Here is a 19,579-nt window from a genome sequence, read left to right as displayed (position 1 = left end):
GGGTGCGCTGTACGTGAAGGGGGTGGAGGTGGCGTGGGGGGAGTACGAGAAGCCGCACGCGCGGCGGACGGTGGCCCTGCCCACGTATCCCTTCCAGCGGCGTCGCCACTGGCACGCCGAGCCCGCGCCCCAGCCGCGCGTGCCGTTGGCCTCGTCGTCCGTGGTCCGCGTGGCCTCTCAGCTCCAGGCCTCGAGCGAGACGGGCAGCGTGGGCGTGGCGGACGTGTACTCCGACTTCGGCCGCTCCTTCGAGCGCTTCAACACGCGCGGCCAGGAGCTGTACCTGCACTGGGCCCCGCTGCGTGAGGTGCCCCAGGGCTTCTCCTGGCTCAAGGTCTTCTACCCGGACCTCTTCCCCGAGGACGACCACGTCCACTTCGAGCGCGTCTACGGCGAGGCCCTGCGCGAGCTGCGCGCCGTCACCTACCGCGCGGTGGACTTCTCCTCCATCCGGCGGGTGCTCGACATCGGCTGCGGCTACGCGTCGGACCTCATCGACCTGGCGAAGAACCACGCGCACCTCAAGCTGGATGGCTACAACATCACCCTCGCGCAGGTGGAGGCGGGCGCCCGCAAGGTGAAGGAGCGCGGACTCCAGGACAGCATCCGCCTCTTCAACCGCGACAGCTCCCGCGACGAGTTCCCGGACCAGTACGAGCTCATCCAGGCGTTCCAGGTCATCCACCACATCGAGGACAAGCGCGGCGTGCTGGACAACATCCAGCGGCACCTGGCCAACGGCGGCCTGCTGGTGGCCTCGGACATCGTCTCCACCGTGGACGAGACGCTCCGCCACGAGGAGTCCGAGGCCCACCTGCTGCCACGCAAGGCGTGGGCGCAGCTCTTCGCCGAGGCGGGCCTGCGCATCATCGGCTGCGTGGACCTGAGCCGCGAAATCAGCAACTTCTTCGATGACCGCGAGTACGACGCGGCCATGGCGCGGCTCAAGCAGAACATCACCGCCGCCGAGAGCGCCTTCATCGTGGGCCCCCACATGCTGGGCAAGCTACTGGGCACGGGGCTGGCGCAGTACCTGGTGCTCACGCTCCAGAAGGAGCCGTTCCTCAGCCGCGACATCCTCCTCTCGATGAACCAGCGCCACCTGGAGGCGCCCCAGGCCTACGCGGACATCGTCGCCCACGCGGACGCCGAGGGGCGCTTCCCGCTCGAGGCTCCGCGCACGGCCAGCGCCACGGCCCCCGGCGCCGCGCGCGCCACCGCGTCCCGGGGCGCGCTGGCGCTGTCGGAGGACCCCGTCCAGGCGAAGCGCCAGCTCCAGGCCTTCCTGGAGGAGCGCATCCGCGAGGTCCTCCAGCTCCCGAAGGAGGACCCCGTGCGCTTCGACTCGACGTTCATCGCGCTGGGCTTCGACTCCTTCACGGGGCTCCAGCTCAAGAAAGTGCTGGAGAAGGGGCTGGGATTGTCGCTGCCCATTGCCCAGCTCTTCGAGGACCTGAGCCTGGAGGCCCACGTCGAGCGGATGCTCGCGGGGCTGAAGCGCTCCGCCCCTGTCGCCGAGCCGCCGCGGGCCGCGGGCGAGCCGCCCCAGGACGTGGACGCCATGTCCGAGGACGAGGTCAACGCCCGCCTTCAGGCCCTGCTCAATCCCTAGTCGTCATCTCTTCACTCCAACGCAACGCCCATCCCTCATGAGCCTGAAAGACCTCCCCATCACCCTCGCCGGCAAGCTGCACGACATCGAAATCGTCCACTTCACCGTGGACCTGGACGAGATGAAGCAGCACATCCCCTCCCAGTTGAAGGTCCGCTCGGTGGGCGGCAAGTCCGTGGTGTCGCTGGTGAACGTGACGCCGCACAACATGGGGCCCCAGTTCCTGCCCCCGCCCCTGCGCCCCACCTACCAGGCGTTCCTCTTCCGCACCCTGCTGGAGGACGCCGAGTACAACGAGGAGAAGCAGGACAAGGGCCTGTACTTCACCGCGGTGCGCTCGCCCAGCTTCATGGCCCGCGCGGGCCTCAAGCTCTTCACCGACATCGTCATCGAGTCCTGCGTCACCACGCGCACCGGCGACCGCGTGGACCTGCGCACTGGTGACCGCTTCGTGCGCTACGAGCTGGATGACCACGCCCCGGTGACGGCCGACCCTGAAATCGAGGACATCGCCAACACGCTGGACCGCGCCTACACCGTCAACGCCGAGGGCGTGGTGCGGCGCGTGGTCATCGAGCGCTACCGCTGGCCGCTCAAGCAGGTGCACTGCAAGGACTTCGAGACCAACTTCTTCAAGTCCGCCGAGCCGCGCGCCTGCTACAAGGTGACGGAGATCATCGACTACATCTGGAAGCCCTTCGAGGTCATCTCGAGGCCCCGGGCGTGAGCGGCCCGCTGCCCTACTCGGGCTCCGAGTACTGGAAGAACTACCTGCTGCGCTGGTATGGCGGAGAGGAGACGCTGCGGCAATGGACGCGGCACGTGCGTGAGAGCACGTACCGCGGACAGCGCGGCTCCCACGCGCTGGACCTCTATCCGGGTGAGCGCCCCGAGCGGCCCGTCATCATCCTGGTGCCGGGCTCGGTGTCCTACGGACGGCTCTTCGCCTACCCGGCGCTGCTGCTGCGCGAGCGGGGCTACAACGTCATCACCTTCGACTTCGAGGGCTGCGGCCTGGACCGCCACGGCCTGGGCGACTACACGCTGGAGGCGCACGTGCGCAACCTGGTGGACGTCATCCAGCGCGCCCGCCAGGAGTTCCGCGGCCCCGTCGTCACCTTCGGGCTGAGCTTCGGGGGCATGACGTCCTATCTCGCCGCCGAGCGCACGCCGGTGGACGCCATGGCCTGGTACGCCTGCGTGGACCCGAGCGACCGCGAGTTCATCCAGACGGAGTTCAGCCCCGGCAAGGCCATGCCGCTGGTGGTGAGCGCCTTCCGGGGGCTGGCGAAGCTCCTGCCGAAGGTGCGCGTGCCGGTGAAGGCCTTCCTCCAGTACTCGCGCCTGTCGGACTCCGTCGAGTTCAACGAAGCCTACGGGAGGGACCCGCTGGTGGGCGGAAGCTGCACGCTGAGGGCCATGGTCAGCGTGATGTCCGACTACCGGAAGAGCGTCCCCTTCGGCGACGTGCGCTACCCGTTCCTCGTCATGCATGACCAGAACGACCGGATGTTCCCCATGAAGTACAGCCGCAAGACGTACGAGCAGCTCGGCGACATCCCCAAGGCCTATGTGGAGCTGTCGGGGCAGGGCCACTGGCCCACCACCCCCGAGGGCATGAAGGCGCTCGTCGCGCCGCTCGACACCTTCCTTCAGGGGCTGCCCCTGGGGGCACGGGCCGCTGGCGCCTGACGTCCACGCAAGCAGCCGGGCGATGCGCGCGCCCGGCCGCGCGGCGTGGACGGGGCTCAGTCCAGCACGAGGACGCGGGGGCCGGGCCCGGGGGCGAACAGCTCCCGCACCAGCTCCGCGCGATTCTCGCGGACGACGCGCTGGTTGATGGAGCCCTTGTCCGTCAGCTCGTGCGTGTCGAACGACGGCGGCTCCGCCACGAGCAGCAGCCGGCGGATGGCCTGGGAGGAGCCGGGGAAGGCGCGGTTGTGGCCCTCGAACGCCTCGCGCAGGCGGGCCAGCACGTCCTGGCGCGCGTGCGGCGGCACGTCGTCCGGGGCGGGCCCGAGCAGGGCGGTGATGGCGCTGGGGTTGAGCCAGGCCAGGACGCCGACGGCCTCCTCGCCCAGGCCGCAGACGACGCAGTCGGAGAGCAGCGGCGCGGCGGTGCTCAGCACCTGCTGGCGCAGCGCGCTGGCGGCCACGCTCGTGCCGGTGTTGAGCTTGAAGTCCTCGGCCAGCCGGCCCGCGAAGACGAGCCCCGCCTCGGGGCGCGCCGGGTCCAGGAAGCGCACCGCGTCCCCCAGCTCGTAGAAGCCCTCCTCGTCGAAGCCCTGCCTCCCCGTCGGTTCGAGGTCATGGCCCGGCGTCACCGTGGGCCCGCGCACGCGCAGGGCGTAGCGGTCATCGGTGGGCACCAGCTTGAGCTGGACGCCCGGCAGGGGCAGCCCCACCAGCCCCGTCTCGTCGGTGGTCCAGTGCACCTGGGTGATGCACTGGGTCTCCGTGGCGCCATAGATGGTGGTGAAGGGGATGCGGTGGCCCACCGTCCGCACGGCGAGCGTTTGCAGCTCGTGCGCGACGGGCGCGGGCAGCGCGGCGCCTCCGTAGGCCATCGTCTCCATGCGGCGGAAGAAGGCGTGGCACAGCGCCTCGTCCGTGCGCAGGGCGTCCACCAGCATGCGGAAGGCGACCGGGACGGAGGAGAACTCCGTGGGCGACACGCTCTTGATGTTGGCGATGGTGCGCTCGAAGAGCCCGGGCATCGGGCGGCCCTCATCCAGGTACACGGTGGCCCCGCGCAGGAGGTTGTGGTTGAAGCCGATGTTGCCGCCGCCCACGTGGCTCCAGGGCATCCAGTCGAGGATGACGGGCGCGGGCCGGTCCGAGGCGGGCATCTCCAGCGCGGCCCAGCTCGCGAGCTGGTGGCACATCATCCCCTGCGTCTGCGCCACGCAGCGGGGGCGCGCGGTGGAGCCCGAGGTGAACATCCACTTGGCCACCGTGTCGTGGCGGATGCGCTCGATGGAGTCGTCCACCTCCGGTGTCGGCGCGGTGTCCAGCCAGGCGGACAGCGGCGAGTGCCGGGGCACGGCCGGGGTGCCCGTGGCGGTGACGACCTCCACGCCGGTGAGGTCCAGGGCTTGAAGGGCGCGGGCGAAGCGGTCCGCGTCGTCGGTGTAGATGACGGCGGGCCGGCACACGGCGAAGGCATGGCGCAGCTTGCCGTGGTCCGTGCTCCACAGCGAGAAGGGCACGCTGATGGGCGCGACGGGGACGCGCGCCATCATGGCTCCGAGCATCACCACGGCGAACTCGATGGAGCCGCCGGAGAGAATCATCACCGAGCGCCCCTCGGGCAGCGCGCGGGACAGCAGGGCCTGGGCGACGGCGCGCGCGCGTCGGTGGACGTCCGCGTACGTCGCCTGGCGCCAGGCGCCGTCCGGCGCGCGCTGGGCCAGGAAGACGCGCTCGGGGTGGGCGCGGGCCTGGCGCGCGAGGACATGCACGATGCTGCGCTCGACGTCCTCGTAGACATAGCCGCTCTCCACGCGCAGCGAGCCATCCGGGCGGGACTGGACGCGCACGTTGGGGCCGCGCATGGCGAGGGGACGGTAGGGGGCGTTGGTAGTCATGTCGGGCTCCTGGTGGCTCTCAGCGACCCTTGAAGTGGGCGGGGCGCTTCTCCAGGAAGGCGCGGGGGCCCTCCACGGCGTCCTCGGTCTGGTAGATGGGCTCGGCGAGCTCCAGCTCTCGTCGCAGCGCGTCCTGGAGCGGCAGCCCCTGGCACTCGCGCACGGCGCGGCGGATGAGGCGCACGGCCACCGGGCCGTTGGCGGCGATCTGCTCGGCGAGCTGGAAGGCGGTGGGGAGCAGCTCCTCGCGCGACACGACGCGGTTGAGGAAGCCGAGCGAGAAGGCCTGGGACGCGGGGATGAGCGCGCCGGTGAGCAGCATCTCCATCGCGTGGGCCTGGGGAAGCTGCCGGGGCAGGCGCACCGTGGAGCCGCCCGCGGGGAACAGGCCCCACTTCACCTCCTGGAGACCGAAGAGGGCCTCGTGGCAGGCCACGCGCAGGTCCGTGGCCTGTGCCAGCTCCATGCCTCCGGCCACGGCGTGGCCGTTGATGGCGGCGATGACGGGCTTCTCGCAGTCGAAGTCGCGCAGGATGGCCTTCCAGCCGAAGCTCCGGTCCGCCACCAGCGCCTCCTCATAGCGGTCCTGCGGCTTGCGCGCCCCGGACAGGAGCGGAATGGTCTTCACCAGGTCCGCGCCCGCGCAGAAGGCCTTGTCGCCCGCGCCGGTGACGATGGCCACGCGAAGCGCCTCGTCGCGGCGCAGCCGCTCCCACGCCTCGGCCAGCTCGTACGCCATCTGCGCGTCCAGGGCGTTGCGCGCCTCCGGACGGTCCAGGGTGATGAGCGCCACATGGCCTTGCACGTCGAAGCGGACTGTCGCCATTCAGAGTTCCTTGCGCGGAAGAGACGCCCCGAAGGCTAGCTTCTCTCGGGGTGAAGTTGCGTGTCGTGAGCACGTATCTCGGAGTCATGCGCGGCGCCGGGCTGTCCTGGCGTCGTGGCGTGACACGTCTGTCTATCGCCTGACGGGCCGGGTCGCCCATGACTCTTGCGATGCATCTCCCGGGTCCGGCGCCCTGTCGGACCGAACGGGGCGCTTCCTTCATATCAGGTCAGGGTTCACCAGCACGACGTCCAGCAGCTCCACCAGGTCCGCATGCAGTCTCTCCGCGGTGGCTGGTTCGAACAGGTCGGTGTTGAACTCCAACGTTCCGGAGAAGCCGTCCGGTGTCTCCGTCAGCGCCAGGGTGAGCTCGTAGGTGACGGAGCCACGGTTGACAGGCACCGGTGTCACGGTGAGGCCCGGCAGCGCCAGCGGCGCGGTGGGCGTGTTCTGCAGGACGAACATCGCCTGGAACACCGGGGTTCGGTTCGCTGGCGGCTCGATTCCAAGCGACGCCACCACCTGGTCGACGGGGACTTCCTGATGGGCATACGCCGCCAGGGTCTCCTCACGCACCCGTCGGAGCAGCTCGCGGAAGCTCGGCTCCCCGCGCAGGTTGACGCGCAGGCACAGCCCGTTGACGAACATCCCGATGAGCGGCTCCAGCTCCGGCTGGAGGCGGTTGGCGATGGGCGAGCCAATGACAACCTCCTCTTGTCCTGAACGTCGGGCCAGCACTGCGCCGAAGGCCGCCAGCAGCGCCATGAAGGGCGTCACCTGCTCGCGGCGACAGAGCGCGTGCAGCGCCCGGCTGCGCGCTCCACCCAGGTCGATGGGCTGGCGGAGGCCGTTGAACGTCCGAGTCGCCGGCCGAGGCCGGTCCGTGGGGAGGTTCAGCAGCGTGGGTGCCCCCTTGAGCGCGTTGCGCCAGAAGCCCATCCGCTCCCGCAGCTCCTCTCCGGACAGCCAGTCGCGCTGCCACGCCGCGTAGTCAGGGTACTGGATGTCCAGCGGCGGCAGCCCTGCAGCTCCACCCGTGACGCTGGCCGTGTAGAGCCGGCTCAGCTCGCGCGCGAGGACGCCCAGGGACCAGCCATCCGACGCGATGTGGTGCATGCAGAAGAACAACACATGTTCCTCGTCCTCCAGCCGCAGCAGTGACGCGTGCAACAGGGGCCCTCGTGTCAAATCGAATGGGCGCAGCGCGGACGTCAGCATGTCGCGCATGGCCTCCGCCTCGCGGTCCTCCCTCCCGCGCAGGTCCACCTCCCGGAGCTGGAAAGGGGGCGGCGGCTGGATGCGCTGCACCGGCACGCCGTCCTCCTCGGAGTAGGTGACGCGCAGCGCCTCGTGCCGGGCGATGAGGCCCTGAATCGCCGCCTCGACATGGCGTGGCTCCAGCGGGCCGACCAGCCGGAACGCGCGGGGGATGTTGTAGGCGCTGGACTCAGGCGCCCGCTGGAAGAAGCGCCAGAGACGCTCCTGGGCGAAGGACACTTGCATCGCCCCGTCACGCGGCACCCTGCGAAGAGGCGGCACCGGACGCGCGAGGGCCACCGCTGGCTCCGCGCCGGAGAGGTGCTTCGCCAGCTGGGCGACCGTGGGCTCCGCGAACAACGTCCGCAAAGAGAGCTCCACGCCGAGCTCGGCGCGGACCCGTGAGACGACCTGGGTGGCGAGGAGCGAATGACCGCCAAGGTGGAAGAAGTTGTCATGGATGCCCACGCGCTCCATCTCCAGGAGCGCGCCCCACAGCCGGCAGAGCACCTCTTCCGTGAAGGTCCGCGGAGGCTGGTAGCTGGAGGCGTCCCCCTGGGCCGGCTCGGGCGTGGGCAGGGCGCGCCGGTCCACCTTGCCGTTGTGGGTCAGCGGCAGCGCGGGCAGCAAGGTGAAGGACGCGGGCACCATGTGCTCCGGCAGCCGCGCTCGCAGCCAGCCGCGCAGCGAGGCCTGGGCGGGGGCCTGCTCGCGGGCGACGTAATAGGCCGCCAGCTTGCGGTCCCCACCAGCCTGCAGCGCCACCACCGTGCAGTCCTTCACCGCAGGGTGTTGACGCAGTTGCTCCTCGATTTCCCCCAGCTCGACGCGGAAGCCACGGATCTTCACCTGCAGGTCCACGCGGCCCAGATACTCGATGCGGCCGTCGGGCAGGTGGCGGCCCAGGTCTCCCGTCTTGTAGAGGCGGGCGCCGGGCTGCGTGCTGAAGGGGTCGGGGACGAAGCTCCTCGCGGTGAGCTCCGGTCGGTTGAAGTAGCCACGCCCCAGGCGCTCGCCACCGATGTAGAGCTCGCCGGGGACGCCGATGGGCACCGGCTGCAGGTGCTTGTCCAGCAGGTAGACGGGGCCGTTCGTGATGGCGCGGCCGATGGGCACGGGGTGGCCGAGCGGCGGCGGCGCGTCGATGGGCTCGAAGGTGGAGAAGACCGTGCACTCGGTGGGGCCGTAGCCGTTGAGCAGCCGGCGGGGCGGGCCGTGCCGGAGCACCTCGCGCAGCGCCAGCGGGTCCGCGGCCTCACCGCCGAAGACGAGCGTGTGGACGTGGCGGAAGACGTCCGGCACCTGACGCGCCAGAAGGTGGAGCACGGCGGTGGTGACGAACATGAGGGTGATGGCCTCGGCATGGACCTGGGCGGCGAGCTCGTGGGGCTCACGGGCCGGGTCGGCGGTGATGCCGACGAGGTGCGCGCCGTGGAACAGCGCGCCCCAGATTTCGAACGTGCTCGGGTCGAAGGATGCATTGGAGGCCTGGGCGACGCGGTCCTCCGGGGTGAAGTGGACGAAGTCGGAGTTCAACAGCAGGGCCGCGACGCCCCGATGGAGGATGGCGCTGCCCTTGGGCCTGCCCGTGGAGCCCGACGTGTAGATGACGTACGCGGTGTTGTCGGCGCTGGCGACAGGGGGGAGCGGCAGGGCGGAGTGGCGGGAGATGGCGTCCCCATCCGCGTCGATGCGGACAACAGGGCCCTGGAACGCTGGCAGGTGTTGGCGCCGGGCGTCGTGGACGAGCAGGAGCCCGACGCGCGAATCCTCGAGCATGAACGCCAGCCGCTCGGCGGGGTACGACGCCTCCAGCGGCAGGTAGGCGCCCCCTGCCTTGAGGATGCCGAGCATGCTGACGATGAGGTCCACGGAGCGCTCAACGCACAGTCCGACGAGGACCTCGGGGCCTACGCCAAGCGCGCGCAGGTGGTGGGCGAGCTGGTTGGAGCGCGCGTCCAGCTGCTGATAGGTGAGGGCGTGCGCGCCGTAGGACACCGCGACGGCGTCCGGCGTCCGAGCGGCCTGACGTGAGAAGAGCTCGTGGACGCAGAGGTCGCGAGGGAAGTCTGCGGAAGGCGCGTTCCACTCGCGCAGCACCCGCTGTCGCTCGGCGGGCGTGAGCAGGGGAAGCTCGGAGAGGCGCTGGAGCGGATTGGAGGCAGCGGCCCCGAGCAGCACCTGGAGGTGCCCGGCCATGCGCTCGATGCGCGCGTCATCGAAGAGGTCCGTGTCGTACTCGAAGCTGGCGCGGAGGCCCTCGGGAGTCCTCGCCATGTAGAGGATGAGGTCGCACTTCGCCGTCCCGGTGTTCACCTCCCACGACTCCGCCGTGGCGGCGAGCTGGAGCGCGGCGGATGAAGTCGCCTCCAGCGTGGGCGCGTTCTGCAGGACGAACATCACCTGGAAGAGCTGTGCATGGCGGAGGGTGCGCTCGGGTTGAAGGGCCTCGACCAGCTTCTCGAAGGGGAGCTCCTGATGCGCGAACGCGCCGAGCGTCACCTCGCGCACGCGGGCCAGGAGGTCCACGAAGCGTGGGTTGCCCGACAGGTCATTGCGCAGGACGAGCGTGTTGACGAAGAAGCCGATGAGGCCCTCCACCTCCGGCCGGATGCGACCGGAGATGGGGGAGCCGAGCACCAGGTCCTCCTGCCCGGAGTAGCGGTGGAGGAGGGCGCTGAAGCCCGCCATGAGCGTCATGAACAGCGTCGTGCGCTCCCCGCGGCAGAGCGCGTCGATGGCCAGCGTCGTCTCCCCAGCCAGGTGGAAGGTCCGCCGGGTGCCCTTGAACCGCTGGACCTGTGGCCGTGGACGGTCGGTGGGGAGCGCGAGGAGCGTCGGGGCTCCGGCGAGCCGCTTGCGCCAGTAGGGGAGGAGCCGCTCCTGGCTCGGTCCTGGCATCCACTCCCGCTGCCAGGTGGCGAAGTCGACATAGCGGATGGGCAGCTCGGCGAGCGACGAAGGACGACCGGCCGCGAAGTCCGCATAGAGCGTCCTGAGCTCGCGCATGAGGACGCCCACGGACCAGCCATCGGACACGATGTGATGGACCAGGAGGAGGAGGTGGTGGTCCTGTTCTCCGACCCGGAGCAGCGTGCCGTGGATGAGGGGCCCGGCGAGGAGGTCCACGGGCCTTTGCGCCTGCTCGGTGGTGATGCGCGAGACCTCCGCGTCGCGGGCTTCGGTGGGGAGGTGGCGAAGGTCGATGCGCGACAGGGGGAACTCGCGCGGCGGCGCGATGCGCGCGACAGGCGCTGATTCGCCGGCGGCGAAGGTCGCTCGGAGCGCCTCGTGACGGCGGAGCACTTCATCGAGCGCACGCTGGAGCACGCCGACGTCGAGCGGCGAGGTGATGCGGTAGAAGACGGGGATGTTGTAGGTGGCCGTCCCGGGATGGAGCTGCTCCATGAACCAGAGGCGCTCTTGCGCGAAGGAGAGCGGGACGTCGCCGCCATGAGTGCCGGGACGCAGGGCGAGCTCCTGCTCTGGAGCCGTGGCTCCCCGCGCGGCCTCGACGGCCTCCGCCAGCTCCGCGATGGTGGGGGCATCGAAGATGCTGGGCAGCGGGAACCGGAGGTGAAAGACCTCGTTGAGCCGTGAGACGAGCTGCGTGGCGATGAGGGAGTGGCCGCCGAGCTGGAAGAAGTCGTCGTGGATGCCCACTGGCTCGACCTCCAACAGCGCGCTCCAGAGCTCGCAGAGGACCTCCTCCGTCGAAGTGCGCGGGGGCTGGTGGCTGGCATTCGGGGTGGCGAGCGTCATCGGAAGGTCCTTCACGATTGGGTAGGAGGGCACGGGCTTACTTGTGCAGCGCGGCGGTGGCGCCATCGGCGGAGACGACGTGGATGCGCCGCGGGCGCTCCGCGAGCCGCAGGAGGCGGGAGAGCGCTTCCGTCAGGTGCTCCCTGGGACGGCTCTCGTCGGCCATGGTGAGGACCATCTCGTAGTCGTCTCCCTCCGCGCCGGTGACGACCTGCGTGCGCGCGCTGAGCACGCCGGGGAGCGTGGTGGCCACGCGGCGCACGGAGGCCATGCAGATCTTCTCGCTGCCTCGCACGAGGAAGTCGGACCGCCGTCCCTGGAAGTACAGATAGCCGTCCGCGTCGATGTCGAAGATGTCGCCCGTGGCCAGCAGGAGGGGGCCGCGCCACGCGTGACGCTTCTCGCCTTCCACCAGGCCGATGCGCCGCTTCATCAGCGTGTCCGAGGACACCAGCAGCTCCTGCTGGCTGCCGGGGCCGCAAGGGGCGAGCGACACCTGCGTCCCCGGGAGGGGCAGGCCCACGGAGGCGAAGCGGTGGGACGGCTCGGCGTGGGCCGCCAGCGTCGCGACCCGTGGGCCCGCCTCTGACAGGCCATAGGTGAGGTACAGCTCCCCTCGCGGACGCTGGCGCAGGAGCTGCGCCACGTGCTCGGGGGAGAGGACATCGCCTCCGACACCCAGCGACCGCAAGCCCTCCGGGAAGCCGCCGCCCTGCTGGAGCAGCGCGCGCACCAGCAGCGGCGTCAGGGCGGACACGGTGATGCCTTGCGCGTTCAGCACGCGCAGGTACGCGGCGGGCTGGAAGGGCGGCCCGCTGATGACCAGGTCGGCACCCCGGAGCAGCGAGGCGAAGGCCTGCGCCACCAGCGAGTACGAGTAGTAGAGCGGCAGGTTCACCAGCACGGTGTCGTTGGGGCGCAGGCCCACGGCGTCCGCGTGACGGCTCGCGTTCCGGAAGAGCGCATCGAGGTCGAACACGCAGCCGCTGGCGAAGCCCGAGGTGCCCGACGTGAGCAGCACCATCTCCCCGGGCCGCGCGGTTGGCGGCTGCGCCTCGGAGAACAGGGCCACCTCGGCTCCGCCCAGGGTGAAGCGGTCCACGTCCTGGGCCAGGGGCGCGGGGCGGCGCATGGTGACCTGCGCACGGGCCGGGAGGGACTCCACGAGGGCTTGCTGCCGTGCGGCGGGCGCCGAAGGGGAGACCAGCGCGGGGACGCCTCGCGCGGCGAGGACGGCGAAGGTCTGTGCCAGCAGCTCCGCTCCGTTTGGCAGGGCCAGCAGGACGACGTCTCCCGGTCGCAGCCCGCGAGCCCGCCACTCGGCCGCGAGCTGCGCCACGGGCTGGACCGGCTGAGGGGTGGTGAGGTCCCGGACGCGGCCCAGGAACGCCTGGATGGATGAGAAGGGAAGGCCCGCGAGGTCCGTGGCGAGCTCAGTCATGGGGGCGAGGCTCGGACTGAAGGATTTTCACCAGGCGCGCCGGGTCCACCGCGGGGCCTTCGCCACGCGAGAGCACCCCGCACGCGGCCCGGGGCGCGCCGCCGGGCACGGAGGCCGTGGCCGCGATGAGCGCGTAGTCGACGACGCCTCGCGAGAGCCAGGCCGCGGCGAGCGCCAGGGCGATGCCGGCACCGTCCGTCACGGGAAGCGTCAACGCGAGCGTCGGACCGCGGAGCCCATGGACGATGCAGGCGAGGCCCGCCGGCGCGCTGGGCGTGGCGGCGGGGAACCGGATGGGCGAGGCGAACCCGCGCAGCGCTTCGCTCGCGGCTTGCGTCATGGCTTCGAGCGGTGCCTCGGGACCGACCTGGATGAGCGCGCACCGGTCCACCGCGGACCGGAAGCCCTCACCCAGTGGCTCGGTGGCTTCGCCAATGACGCACACCAGGGCCCAGGCCATCGGGTCGGCGTAGCGCACGGAGGTCCTCACCCGTGCCGCGTATGGGTTTGCACCATCGCTCCGCGTCGCGGCGCTGCCACGGAGCACGATGGACGCGCTCGCGAGAGATGTCACGGTCATCGTGGGGCCTCGAAGACGAGCGCGGTGTCGAAGCCTCCGAATCCGAGCGTGAGGCTCAGCCCGAGCCGCTCCTCATGTCGCACCGGCCGGCCCACGGGGAGCGGGCAGGGGAAGTCGCTCTCGGGCTGCTCCAGGCCGGCGATGGGCGGCACCACGCCCTCGCGCAGCGCGAGGATGAGGGCAATCGCCTCCATGGCGCCGGTGGCGCCCAGGGTGTGGCCGAACGCGCCCTTCGTCGCGAAGACGAGCGGGGACGGCCCCGCGCCGAAGAGGGCCCGGAGGGCTTCGGCCTCCGCGCGGTCGTTGGCGGGCGTGGCCGAGCCGTGCGCGTTGACGACGCCGATGTCCACGGGGGCCACCCCTGCATCCGAGAGGGCGCGCTCCATCGCCAGCCGCGCGCCCGTGGCGGCCGGGTCTGGAGACGTCATGCTCGCCGCGTCGTTGGCCGAGCCTGCTCCCCGGAAGACGGCGAGCAGCGGTGCCTCGCGGTCCCGCGCATGCTTCATGGACTCCAGCACGAGGCATCCGGCGCCCTCGCCCAGCAGCATGCCGTCATGCCGTGCATCGAAGGCCCGTGGCCGCGTCGGCGACATGGTGGAGAGCGCCGAGTGCGCCAGCCGCTTGCTCGGCGTGAGGACATCCACGCCGGCGCAGACGCACACCTCCGCGGCGCCGGACCGGATGAGCTCCGCGCCCACCAGGATGGCGTCGGAGCCCGAAGAGCACGCCGTGGAGAGGCTGACCGGCGCCTCGCGCGCGCCCACTTCACGGGCCACCTCGTCCGCCCAGGCGTGGAGCGGCAGCTCCCGTTCACGCGCATCGTCGAGCCACGCGCCCAGGCTCGTGCCCAGCACGAAGCGCGTGTCCGCGCCGCCCGCGACCAGCCCCGCCTCCGCCAGTGCGCGGCCGAGCGTCATCACCGCCAGGCGCCGCAGCCGGAAGGCGGGACCTTCACCGTTTGAAGGAGTGACCGCGGCCAGGGCGTTGCGCAGACGGTGCGGGGAGGCCACCTCGACGAAGCCCTGCTCGCCAGCCAGCAGCCGCCGCCACACGGCGTCGAGCCCGTGTCCGAGGGCCGTGCTCCATGCGGCCCCTGTCACCGCGACGGGCGCTACCATAGCGGCGAGCCCAGCTCCGAGACCTTGGCGCGGATGAGGCTGGCGCGGAACGCCGCCACCCGGCGGGTGCCCACCATCGCCTTGCCCGAGTAGACGAAGAGCCCTCCGGCCAGGCGGTTCACCTGAACGCGCAGCAGCACCTGGTCCCCCGGGACGACGACCTGGAGGAACCGGCTCTCCGCCGAGCCAATCAATGTCAACTCGTCCTCGGCCAGCGGCGAGGTGCTCATCTGGTAGAGGATGATGCCGGCCTGCGCGAAGGCCTGGATGAGGTTGCTGCCGGGATAGATGGCGCGCTCGGGAAAGTGCCCGGCGATGCAGTCCAGGTTCCCTGAGATGGAGATGAGGGCGTCGAGGAACTTCCCGGGCTCGTGGTCGACGATGCGGTCCAGGAGAATCATCGGGTGCCGGTGGCGGAGCCACTGGCGCAGGGCGGTGAAGCCCAGGGGCTTGGGCTGACGCTCCGTCGGGTTCAGGGGGAGGGTGACCGCTTGAGCGCGGCGCTGAGTGTCAATGGAATGCATGTGGGTTCTCCGCTCTCTCGGTTGACGACAGCCATGTCCAGACTTCCAGCGGCGAGCAGCACCGGCTCGGGCGCGGAGCCCTCGCGGTAGACTGTCACGCCCAGCTTGAGGCTCGCGGGGCCCACGTGCTCCAGGCGGGCATCCAGCCGCAGCCAGTCCTGGAAGCGCGCGGCGGCGCGATAGCTGAGGCGCAGCTCCCGCACGCGCAGGTCCAGCCCCTGTACTTCGAGCGCCCCGAGCCCCGCCCCACTGCGCTCCAGCTCCTCCAGCGCCGCCGTCTCCAGCAGCGAGGCATAGCGAGAGAAGTGGACGACTCCCGATGCATCGGTGTCGACGTGCTCCACCCGGTGTCTCCACGGCGGAGCGGGATGGGCGCCGCTCATCGCCCCGCCTCCACGAACCTCCGGGTGCCCTCTTGGATGCGCTCGACGATGCGCCGCAGGTCGTCCTCGCCCGCGATGAGCGGCGGCGCGATGCGCATGGCGGGGAACAGGTAGCGCAGCCCGTGAGAGCGCTTGCCCGCGCCGGCCATGAACTCCACGAAGACGCCAGCCTCGAGGAGCCGGTGGCGCAGACGGGCGAGGCTGCCCGCGGCGCGCTCGGTCAGCTCGATGCCGTTCATGTAGCCCAGGCCGCGGACCTCCAGGAACAGCTCCGGGAAGGCCTCCACCACGTCGCGACGCAGGCGCTCGCGCAGCTCCGTGCCCAGCGCTCCGGCTCGTTCGACGAGGCGCTCCTCCGAGACGTACCGGAGCCCCGCGCGCATGAGCGCGCAGGTGAGGGGCCGCAGGTCCGACGTGGAGACCGCGCCGCTGGAGCGCACGGACAGCTCACGCCGCGCGATGACCATGGACGTGGAGACCGCGCCCATGCCCAGGCTCTTGCCGATGACGGTGATATCGGTGGGGATGGGCCCCTTCTCGTCCGTCATGGCGAAGCAGCGGCCCGTCTTCGCGAAGGTGAGCACCTCATCCGCCACCAGGAGCACGTCGTGCTCACGGCACAGGCTGGCGAGGCGCCGCAGGTAGCCCGGGGGTGGGACGATGATTCCGGCATCGCCTTGAATCGGCTCGACGAAGACCGCCGACAGCTTCGAGCCCTGCTCGGCGAAGAAGCGCTCCAGCGGCTCCCGCTCGCCGAAGGGAAGGAACGCCACGTCCAGGCCGAAGGGGGGCTCGGAGGCCGGAGGGGGCAAGCCCAGGCGGTAGTGCCGGCGGTTGAGCAGGGGCACCAGGCCGCCCGTCCAGCCATGCCAGGCGCCCTCGAAGGCGAGCACCGTCCGCTGTGCCTCTCGGCCTGCCTTCACCGTCAGCCGCCGCCGGTCGAACCCGGACTCCAGCACCAGCCGCAGCGCGAGCTCCAGGCCCTCGGAGCCGGAGTTCCGGCCGCTCGCGTGGTAGGCGCTGCCCGGGAAGCGGTCCGCCCAGCGGCCACCCGGGCCGAACAGCTCCTCCAGCAGCAGGGTCCGCTCCAGAGAGCCCAGCTCATCGGTGACGTAGCCGCGCTCCAGGCCGTCCCGGAACGCCGGCGCGAGACAGGGGTGGCCCGCGCCCAGACAGGCGCTGGCGTAGCCGCCGCTCGCGTCCAGCACCTCCAGCACCCGGCCGGCGCTCTCGCCTTCCAGGGGAACCAGGTGCTGGACGAGCCCCCGCGCCTGGACGCAGGCGAAGGGCAGACGCCCGCCGCCATAGTGGTCCATCTGCAGGGCCTGGCCGGCGCGCAGCCGGTCCACGTCCGCCGCCTCCAGGCTGCCTCCGGGCGCGGGCACCTTCACCACGCGCCTCCCTGGGCGGCCGTCTTCAGGCCCACGATGAGCGAGGCGATTTGATTCACCGTCCGGAAGTTGTCCGAGTTGAAGTCCTCGTCGGAGATGCGGACGTTGAACTCGTCCTCGCAGATGACGCGCAGCTCGAGGAAGCCCACCGAGTCCAGGCCGATGACGGACTGCAGCCCGTCGTCCACGCCAATCTGCTCCGGGGGGAGCTCCACGAACAGGTTGTTGATGAGGATCTTCTTGAGGCTCTCCGTCAGCGCTTCATGCATGGCTGGCATTCCTTTCCAAAGTGAGCACGAGCTTTCCGATGTTGCGGTTGGCTTCCATCTCCCCGAGCGCCGTCTCCGCGTCCTCCAGCGGGTAGCGTGCGTGGATGACGGGGCGCAGCCCGCCCTGGGCGAGCACCTCCATCCATCGCTGGCGGAAGCGCGCGTTCACCTCGCGCTTCTCCCGCATGGGCCTCAGTCGCAGCGAGGAGCCCTTGAGCTGCAAGCGGCGCTGGACGATGCGCAGCAGGTCCACCTGCGCCGACATGCCGTCCAGCAGCCCCACCATCACGAGGCAGCCCTCGTGGCCCAACACCGCCAGGTTGCGCTCCAGGTAGGCGCCACCGACGAAGTCCATCACCAGCGGCACGCCCTCGCCGCGCGTCAGTTGAAGCACCTCGTGGACGAAGTCCTGCTCGCGGTAGTCGAAGACCGCGTCGGCCCCCAGCGCGCGCAGGGCGTCCACCTTCCTGCGTGAGCCCACCGTGCAGTAGGTGGTGGCGCCCACATGCCGGGCCATCTGCACCATGGTGGTGCCGATGCTGCTGGCCGCCGCGTGGATGAGGACCGCCTGGCCTGGCTTCAGGTCGCCGAGCGTGAAGAGCGTCTCGTTGGCGGTGAGGCAGGACTCCGCGGTGGCCGCCGCCTCCGCGAAGTCGAAGCCCGCAGGGACGGGGAGGGCCATGCCCTGGTCCAGCAGGCAGTACTCGGCCAGCCCGCCGCCCTCCACCACTCCGAAGACGGGCTGCCCCCGGGTGAAGCCCTTCACCTCCTCGCCCCAGGCTTCAACGGTGCCAGCCACCTCCACGCCGGGGATGGGGGATTGGCCTTCGGGGACGTGGTACTCGCCCTGCCGCTGGAGCAGGTCCGCGCGGTTGAGCGCCGTGGCATGCACCTTCACCAGCAGCGCCTCCCGCGTGGGCACGGGCCTGGGGACGTCGCGCAGCTTCACCACCTCCGGTCCCCCGGAGCCTTCGAAGACGACGGCGCGCATGGCGTCAGTACCTCGCCCTTTCCTCGACGGCCCGCTCGCGGGTGGGCACCAGGAAGCTGCGCTCGAAGGAGAGGAAGGCCTCGCCCTTCGACGTGAGGCCCACCGTCTCGCAGGTGATGATTCCTTCTCCAGGACGGCGGGTGGACAGGCGCCTGGCGAGGATTCGGCTCTCCGCGTAGAGCGTGTCGCCCGCGAAGACGGGATGCGTGAGGCGGATCTTGTCCCAGCCCAGGTTGGCGGTGGCCCGGCCGCTGGTGCTGCGCACGCTCATGCCGCAGACGATGCTGAACGTCACCAGGCTGGAGATGAGCGGCCGGCCCCACACCGTCTGCTCGCAGTACGCCGCGTCCAGGTGCAGCGGCGACGGGTTCATGCTCAGCGTGTTCATCAGGACGTTGTCGGCCTCCGTCACCGTCCTGCCGGGGCGGTGCTCGAACACGTCCCCCACGGTGAAGTCCTCGTAGTGGAAGCCGAGGACCTCCCGGTACCGCTGCGGTCCAAGCTGCTTGTAGCCAGTGATGCTGGTGCCCTCCATGGTGCGTGTCCTCGTGGTCCGAAGGTGGGGACCGGTCAGAAGTGGGAGAGGATGTCCTTGACGTCGCCGCAGAAGGTGCGGACCTGCTGCTCCGTCATGTCCGCGCGCATCATCACGCGCACGCCCGCCTCGCCTCGGGCGACGACGGGGAAGAACACCGCCGAGCAGTAGTAGCCCCGCTGGTACAGCTCGGAGGACAGCCGGATGGCGCGCTCCTCCTCGCCCACCTGGATGAGGCGGATGGGCATGCCGTTCCCCGCGTGCGGCGAAGGGAACTGGCTGTCGAAGAGCTGGATGTTGCGCTGCAGCTGGTCCTGGAGCTGGCGCAGCTCCGGCGACCGGTGCAGCTCGATGCTGGCCAGCGACGCACCCACCGAGGGCGTCTGGAGATTCTGCGACCAGGCCAGCGGCCCCGCGTTCCGGTAGAGGAAGTCGAAGCTCTGCTCGCTGCCCAGCATGGCGATGCCACCCGAGCTGCCGAACGCCTTGGCCAGCGAGGCGACAATCATTGTCAGCGGGTTCATCTTCAGCCGCGAGCGGACGTACCCCTCGCCGTGCTCGCCGGTGATTGACAGCGAGTGTGAGTCATCGATGTAGAGGAAGAGCCCGTAGCGCTCCTGGAGCTGCAGCAGCCCCTCCAGCGCGACGAGGCCGCCCATGGAGTAGGCCCCGTCCGCGACGTAGGCCACGCGGGGGTACTTCTTGCAGACGTCCTCCAGGTAGTTGAGGTCGTTGTGCGGGCTCGTCAGCACCAGGCTCTCATCGCCGCAGATGGGCTTGATGTAGGCCATGGAGAAGTGACAGAAGCGGTCGAACACCATGACGCGCGGCTTGCCGTCCTCGGTGACGTGGCCGGAGGCGAGCAGCGGGAGGATGCCCGCGGTCAACGCGCTGCAGGTGGCGCCAGGCAGGGTGGGGCAGCCGTACAGCTCCCGCAGGCCCTCCTCCATGCGCGCCATCAGGTTGAGCCGGATGCGCAGCGTGGACATGGCCAGGCTGTTGGTGCCTGCCTCCCGCAGCGCGTCGATGGAGCCCTGCAGAACCTTCGGGTGGTGGTTGAGGCCCAGGTAGGAGCACGAGCAGAGCGTCATGAACGCGTGGTTCGTGCAGGTATCGACGAGCCGGTTGTTGGACTCGAAGTCCACCTTGAGCCCGATGAGCCCGTTGTCCTTGGCGTGCTGCCAGCCACGGTCGCCCACGGCGATGAGCTTCTCGTTGTTGCGGTAGCGCCGGGGACCCAAGACGCTCTGCTCGCTGCTTGCTTCCATGTGGACTCCTCCTGGGGGCATTGGGAAGGGGAGGC

General features: G+C 70.6%; 16 protein-coding genes. 3 read left to right on the top strand and 13 right to left on the bottom strand.

Going from position 1 to position 19,579, the window contains the following annotated elements; genetic code table 11:
- From HV826_RS33205 to HV826_RS33195, 3 genes are all read left to right on the top strand, one after another.
- Window positions 1-1,612, top strand: a 1,612-nt coding sequence (locus HV826_RS33205; protein ID WP_176421048.1) for a methyltransferase, incomplete at its 5' end; no start/stop codon positions are given.
- Window positions 1,613-1,649: 37 nt separating this feature from the next.
- Entirely contained in the window at window positions 1,650-2,339 is a 690-nt protein-coding gene (locus HV826_RS33200) for a DUF2071 domain-containing protein (RefSeq protein WP_176421047.1), read from the top strand.
- The gene (locus tag HV826_RS33195) at window positions 2,336-3,304 is read left to right on the top strand and encodes an alpha/beta fold hydrolase (protein WP_176421046.1); all 969 of its coding nucleotides are present in this window, start codon (window positions 2,336-2,338) and stop codon (window positions 3,302-3,304) included. Before HV826_RS33200 ends, HV826_RS33195 begins: the two co-directional genes overlap by 4 nt.
- A 56-nt stretch (window positions 3,305-3,360) precedes the next feature.
- Here the strand turns inward: HV826_RS33195 and HV826_RS33190 are convergent, their stop codons facing one another.
- The 13 genes from HV826_RS33190 to HV826_RS33130 form a co-directional block, all read right to left on the bottom strand.
- Complete coding sequence (locus HV826_RS33190; protein WP_176421045.1) at window positions 3,361-5,199, bottom strand: AMP-binding protein; 1,839 nt, start codon at window positions 5,197-5,199, stop codon at window positions 3,361-3,363.
- Window positions 5,200-5,218: 19 nt separating this feature from the next.
- Window positions 5,219-6,025 carry an enoyl-CoA hydratase-related protein gene (locus HV826_RS33185; protein ID WP_176421044.1) on the bottom strand — a complete coding sequence of 269 codons (807 nt, stop codon included), beginning with the start codon at window positions 6,023-6,025 and terminating at the stop codon, window positions 5,219-5,221.
- 219 nt (window positions 6,026-6,244) lie between these two features.
- On the bottom strand, window positions 6,245-11,044 hold the full coding sequence (locus HV826_RS33180) for a non-ribosomal peptide synthetase (protein ID WP_176421043.1): 4,800 nt from the start codon (window positions 11,042-11,044) through the stop codon (window positions 6,245-6,247).
- A gap of 37 nt (window positions 11,045-11,081) precedes the next feature.
- Complete coding sequence (locus HV826_RS33175) at window positions 11,082-12,485, bottom strand: class I adenylate-forming enzyme family protein (protein ID WP_176421042.1); 1,404 nt, start codon at window positions 12,483-12,485, stop codon at window positions 11,082-11,084.
- On the bottom strand, window positions 12,478-13,065 hold the full coding sequence (locus HV826_RS33170) for a coronafacic acid synthetase (RefSeq protein WP_176421041.1): 588 nt from the start codon (window positions 13,063-13,065) through the stop codon (window positions 12,478-12,480). Before HV826_RS33170 ends, HV826_RS33175 begins: the two co-directional genes overlap by 8 nt.
- Window positions 13,062-14,183 (bottom strand): beta-ketoacyl-[acyl-carrier-protein] synthase family protein, encoded by a 1,122-nt coding sequence (locus HV826_RS33165; RefSeq protein ID WP_176421040.1) that lies wholly within the window; start codon window positions 14,181-14,183, stop codon window positions 13,062-13,064. The genes HV826_RS33170 and HV826_RS33165 overlap by 4 nt, the downstream gene beginning before the upstream one ends.
- On the bottom strand, window positions 14,177-14,707 hold the full coding sequence (locus HV826_RS33160) for a 3-hydroxyacyl-ACP dehydratase FabZ family protein (RefSeq protein WP_176421039.1): 531 nt from the start codon (window positions 14,705-14,707) through the stop codon (window positions 14,177-14,179). Before HV826_RS33160 ends, HV826_RS33165 begins: the two co-directional genes overlap by 7 nt.
- A complete protein-coding gene (locus HV826_RS33155) occupies window positions 14,656-15,090 on the bottom strand; it encodes a thioesterase family protein (RefSeq protein WP_176421038.1) in 435 nt (144 codons plus the stop codon). The genes HV826_RS33160 and HV826_RS33155 overlap by 52 nt, the downstream gene beginning before the upstream one ends.
- A complete protein-coding gene (locus HV826_RS33150) occupies window positions 15,087-16,481 on the bottom strand; it encodes an aminotransferase class III-fold pyridoxal phosphate-dependent enzyme (RefSeq protein WP_176421037.1) in 1,395 nt (464 codons plus the stop codon). Before HV826_RS33150 ends, HV826_RS33155 begins: the two co-directional genes overlap by 4 nt.
- The gene (locus HV826_RS33145) at window positions 16,478-16,750 is read right to left on the bottom strand and encodes an acyl carrier protein (protein WP_176421036.1); all 273 of its coding nucleotides are present in this window, start codon (window positions 16,748-16,750) and stop codon (window positions 16,478-16,480) included. Before HV826_RS33145 ends, HV826_RS33150 begins: the two co-directional genes overlap by 4 nt.
- A complete protein-coding gene (locus HV826_RS33140; protein ID WP_176421035.1) occupies window positions 16,743-17,741 on the bottom strand; it encodes an NAD(P)H-quinone oxidoreductase in 999 nt (332 codons plus the stop codon). Before HV826_RS33140 ends, HV826_RS33145 begins: the two co-directional genes overlap by 8 nt.
- Window positions 17,742-17,745: 4 nt before the next feature.
- Window positions 17,746-18,276 (bottom strand): MaoC family dehydratase, encoded by a 531-nt coding sequence (locus HV826_RS33135; protein ID WP_176421034.1) that lies wholly within the window; start codon window positions 18,274-18,276, stop codon window positions 17,746-17,748.
- 35 nt (window positions 18,277-18,311) lie between these two features.
- Window positions 18,312-19,544 carry an aminotransferase class I/II-fold pyridoxal phosphate-dependent enzyme gene (locus tag HV826_RS33130; protein WP_176421033.1) on the bottom strand — a complete coding sequence of 411 codons (1,233 nt, stop codon included), beginning with the start codon at window positions 19,542-19,544 and terminating at the stop codon, window positions 18,312-18,314.
- Between the last annotated feature and the right edge of the window lie 35 nt (window positions 19,545-19,579).

The organism is Myxococcus sp. AM010 (assembly GCF_013372585.1).
GTDB lineage: Bacteria > Myxococcota > Myxococcia > Myxococcales > Myxococcaceae > Myxococcus > Myxococcus vastator.
This window is presented reverse-complemented; position numbering and strand designations above follow the sequence as displayed.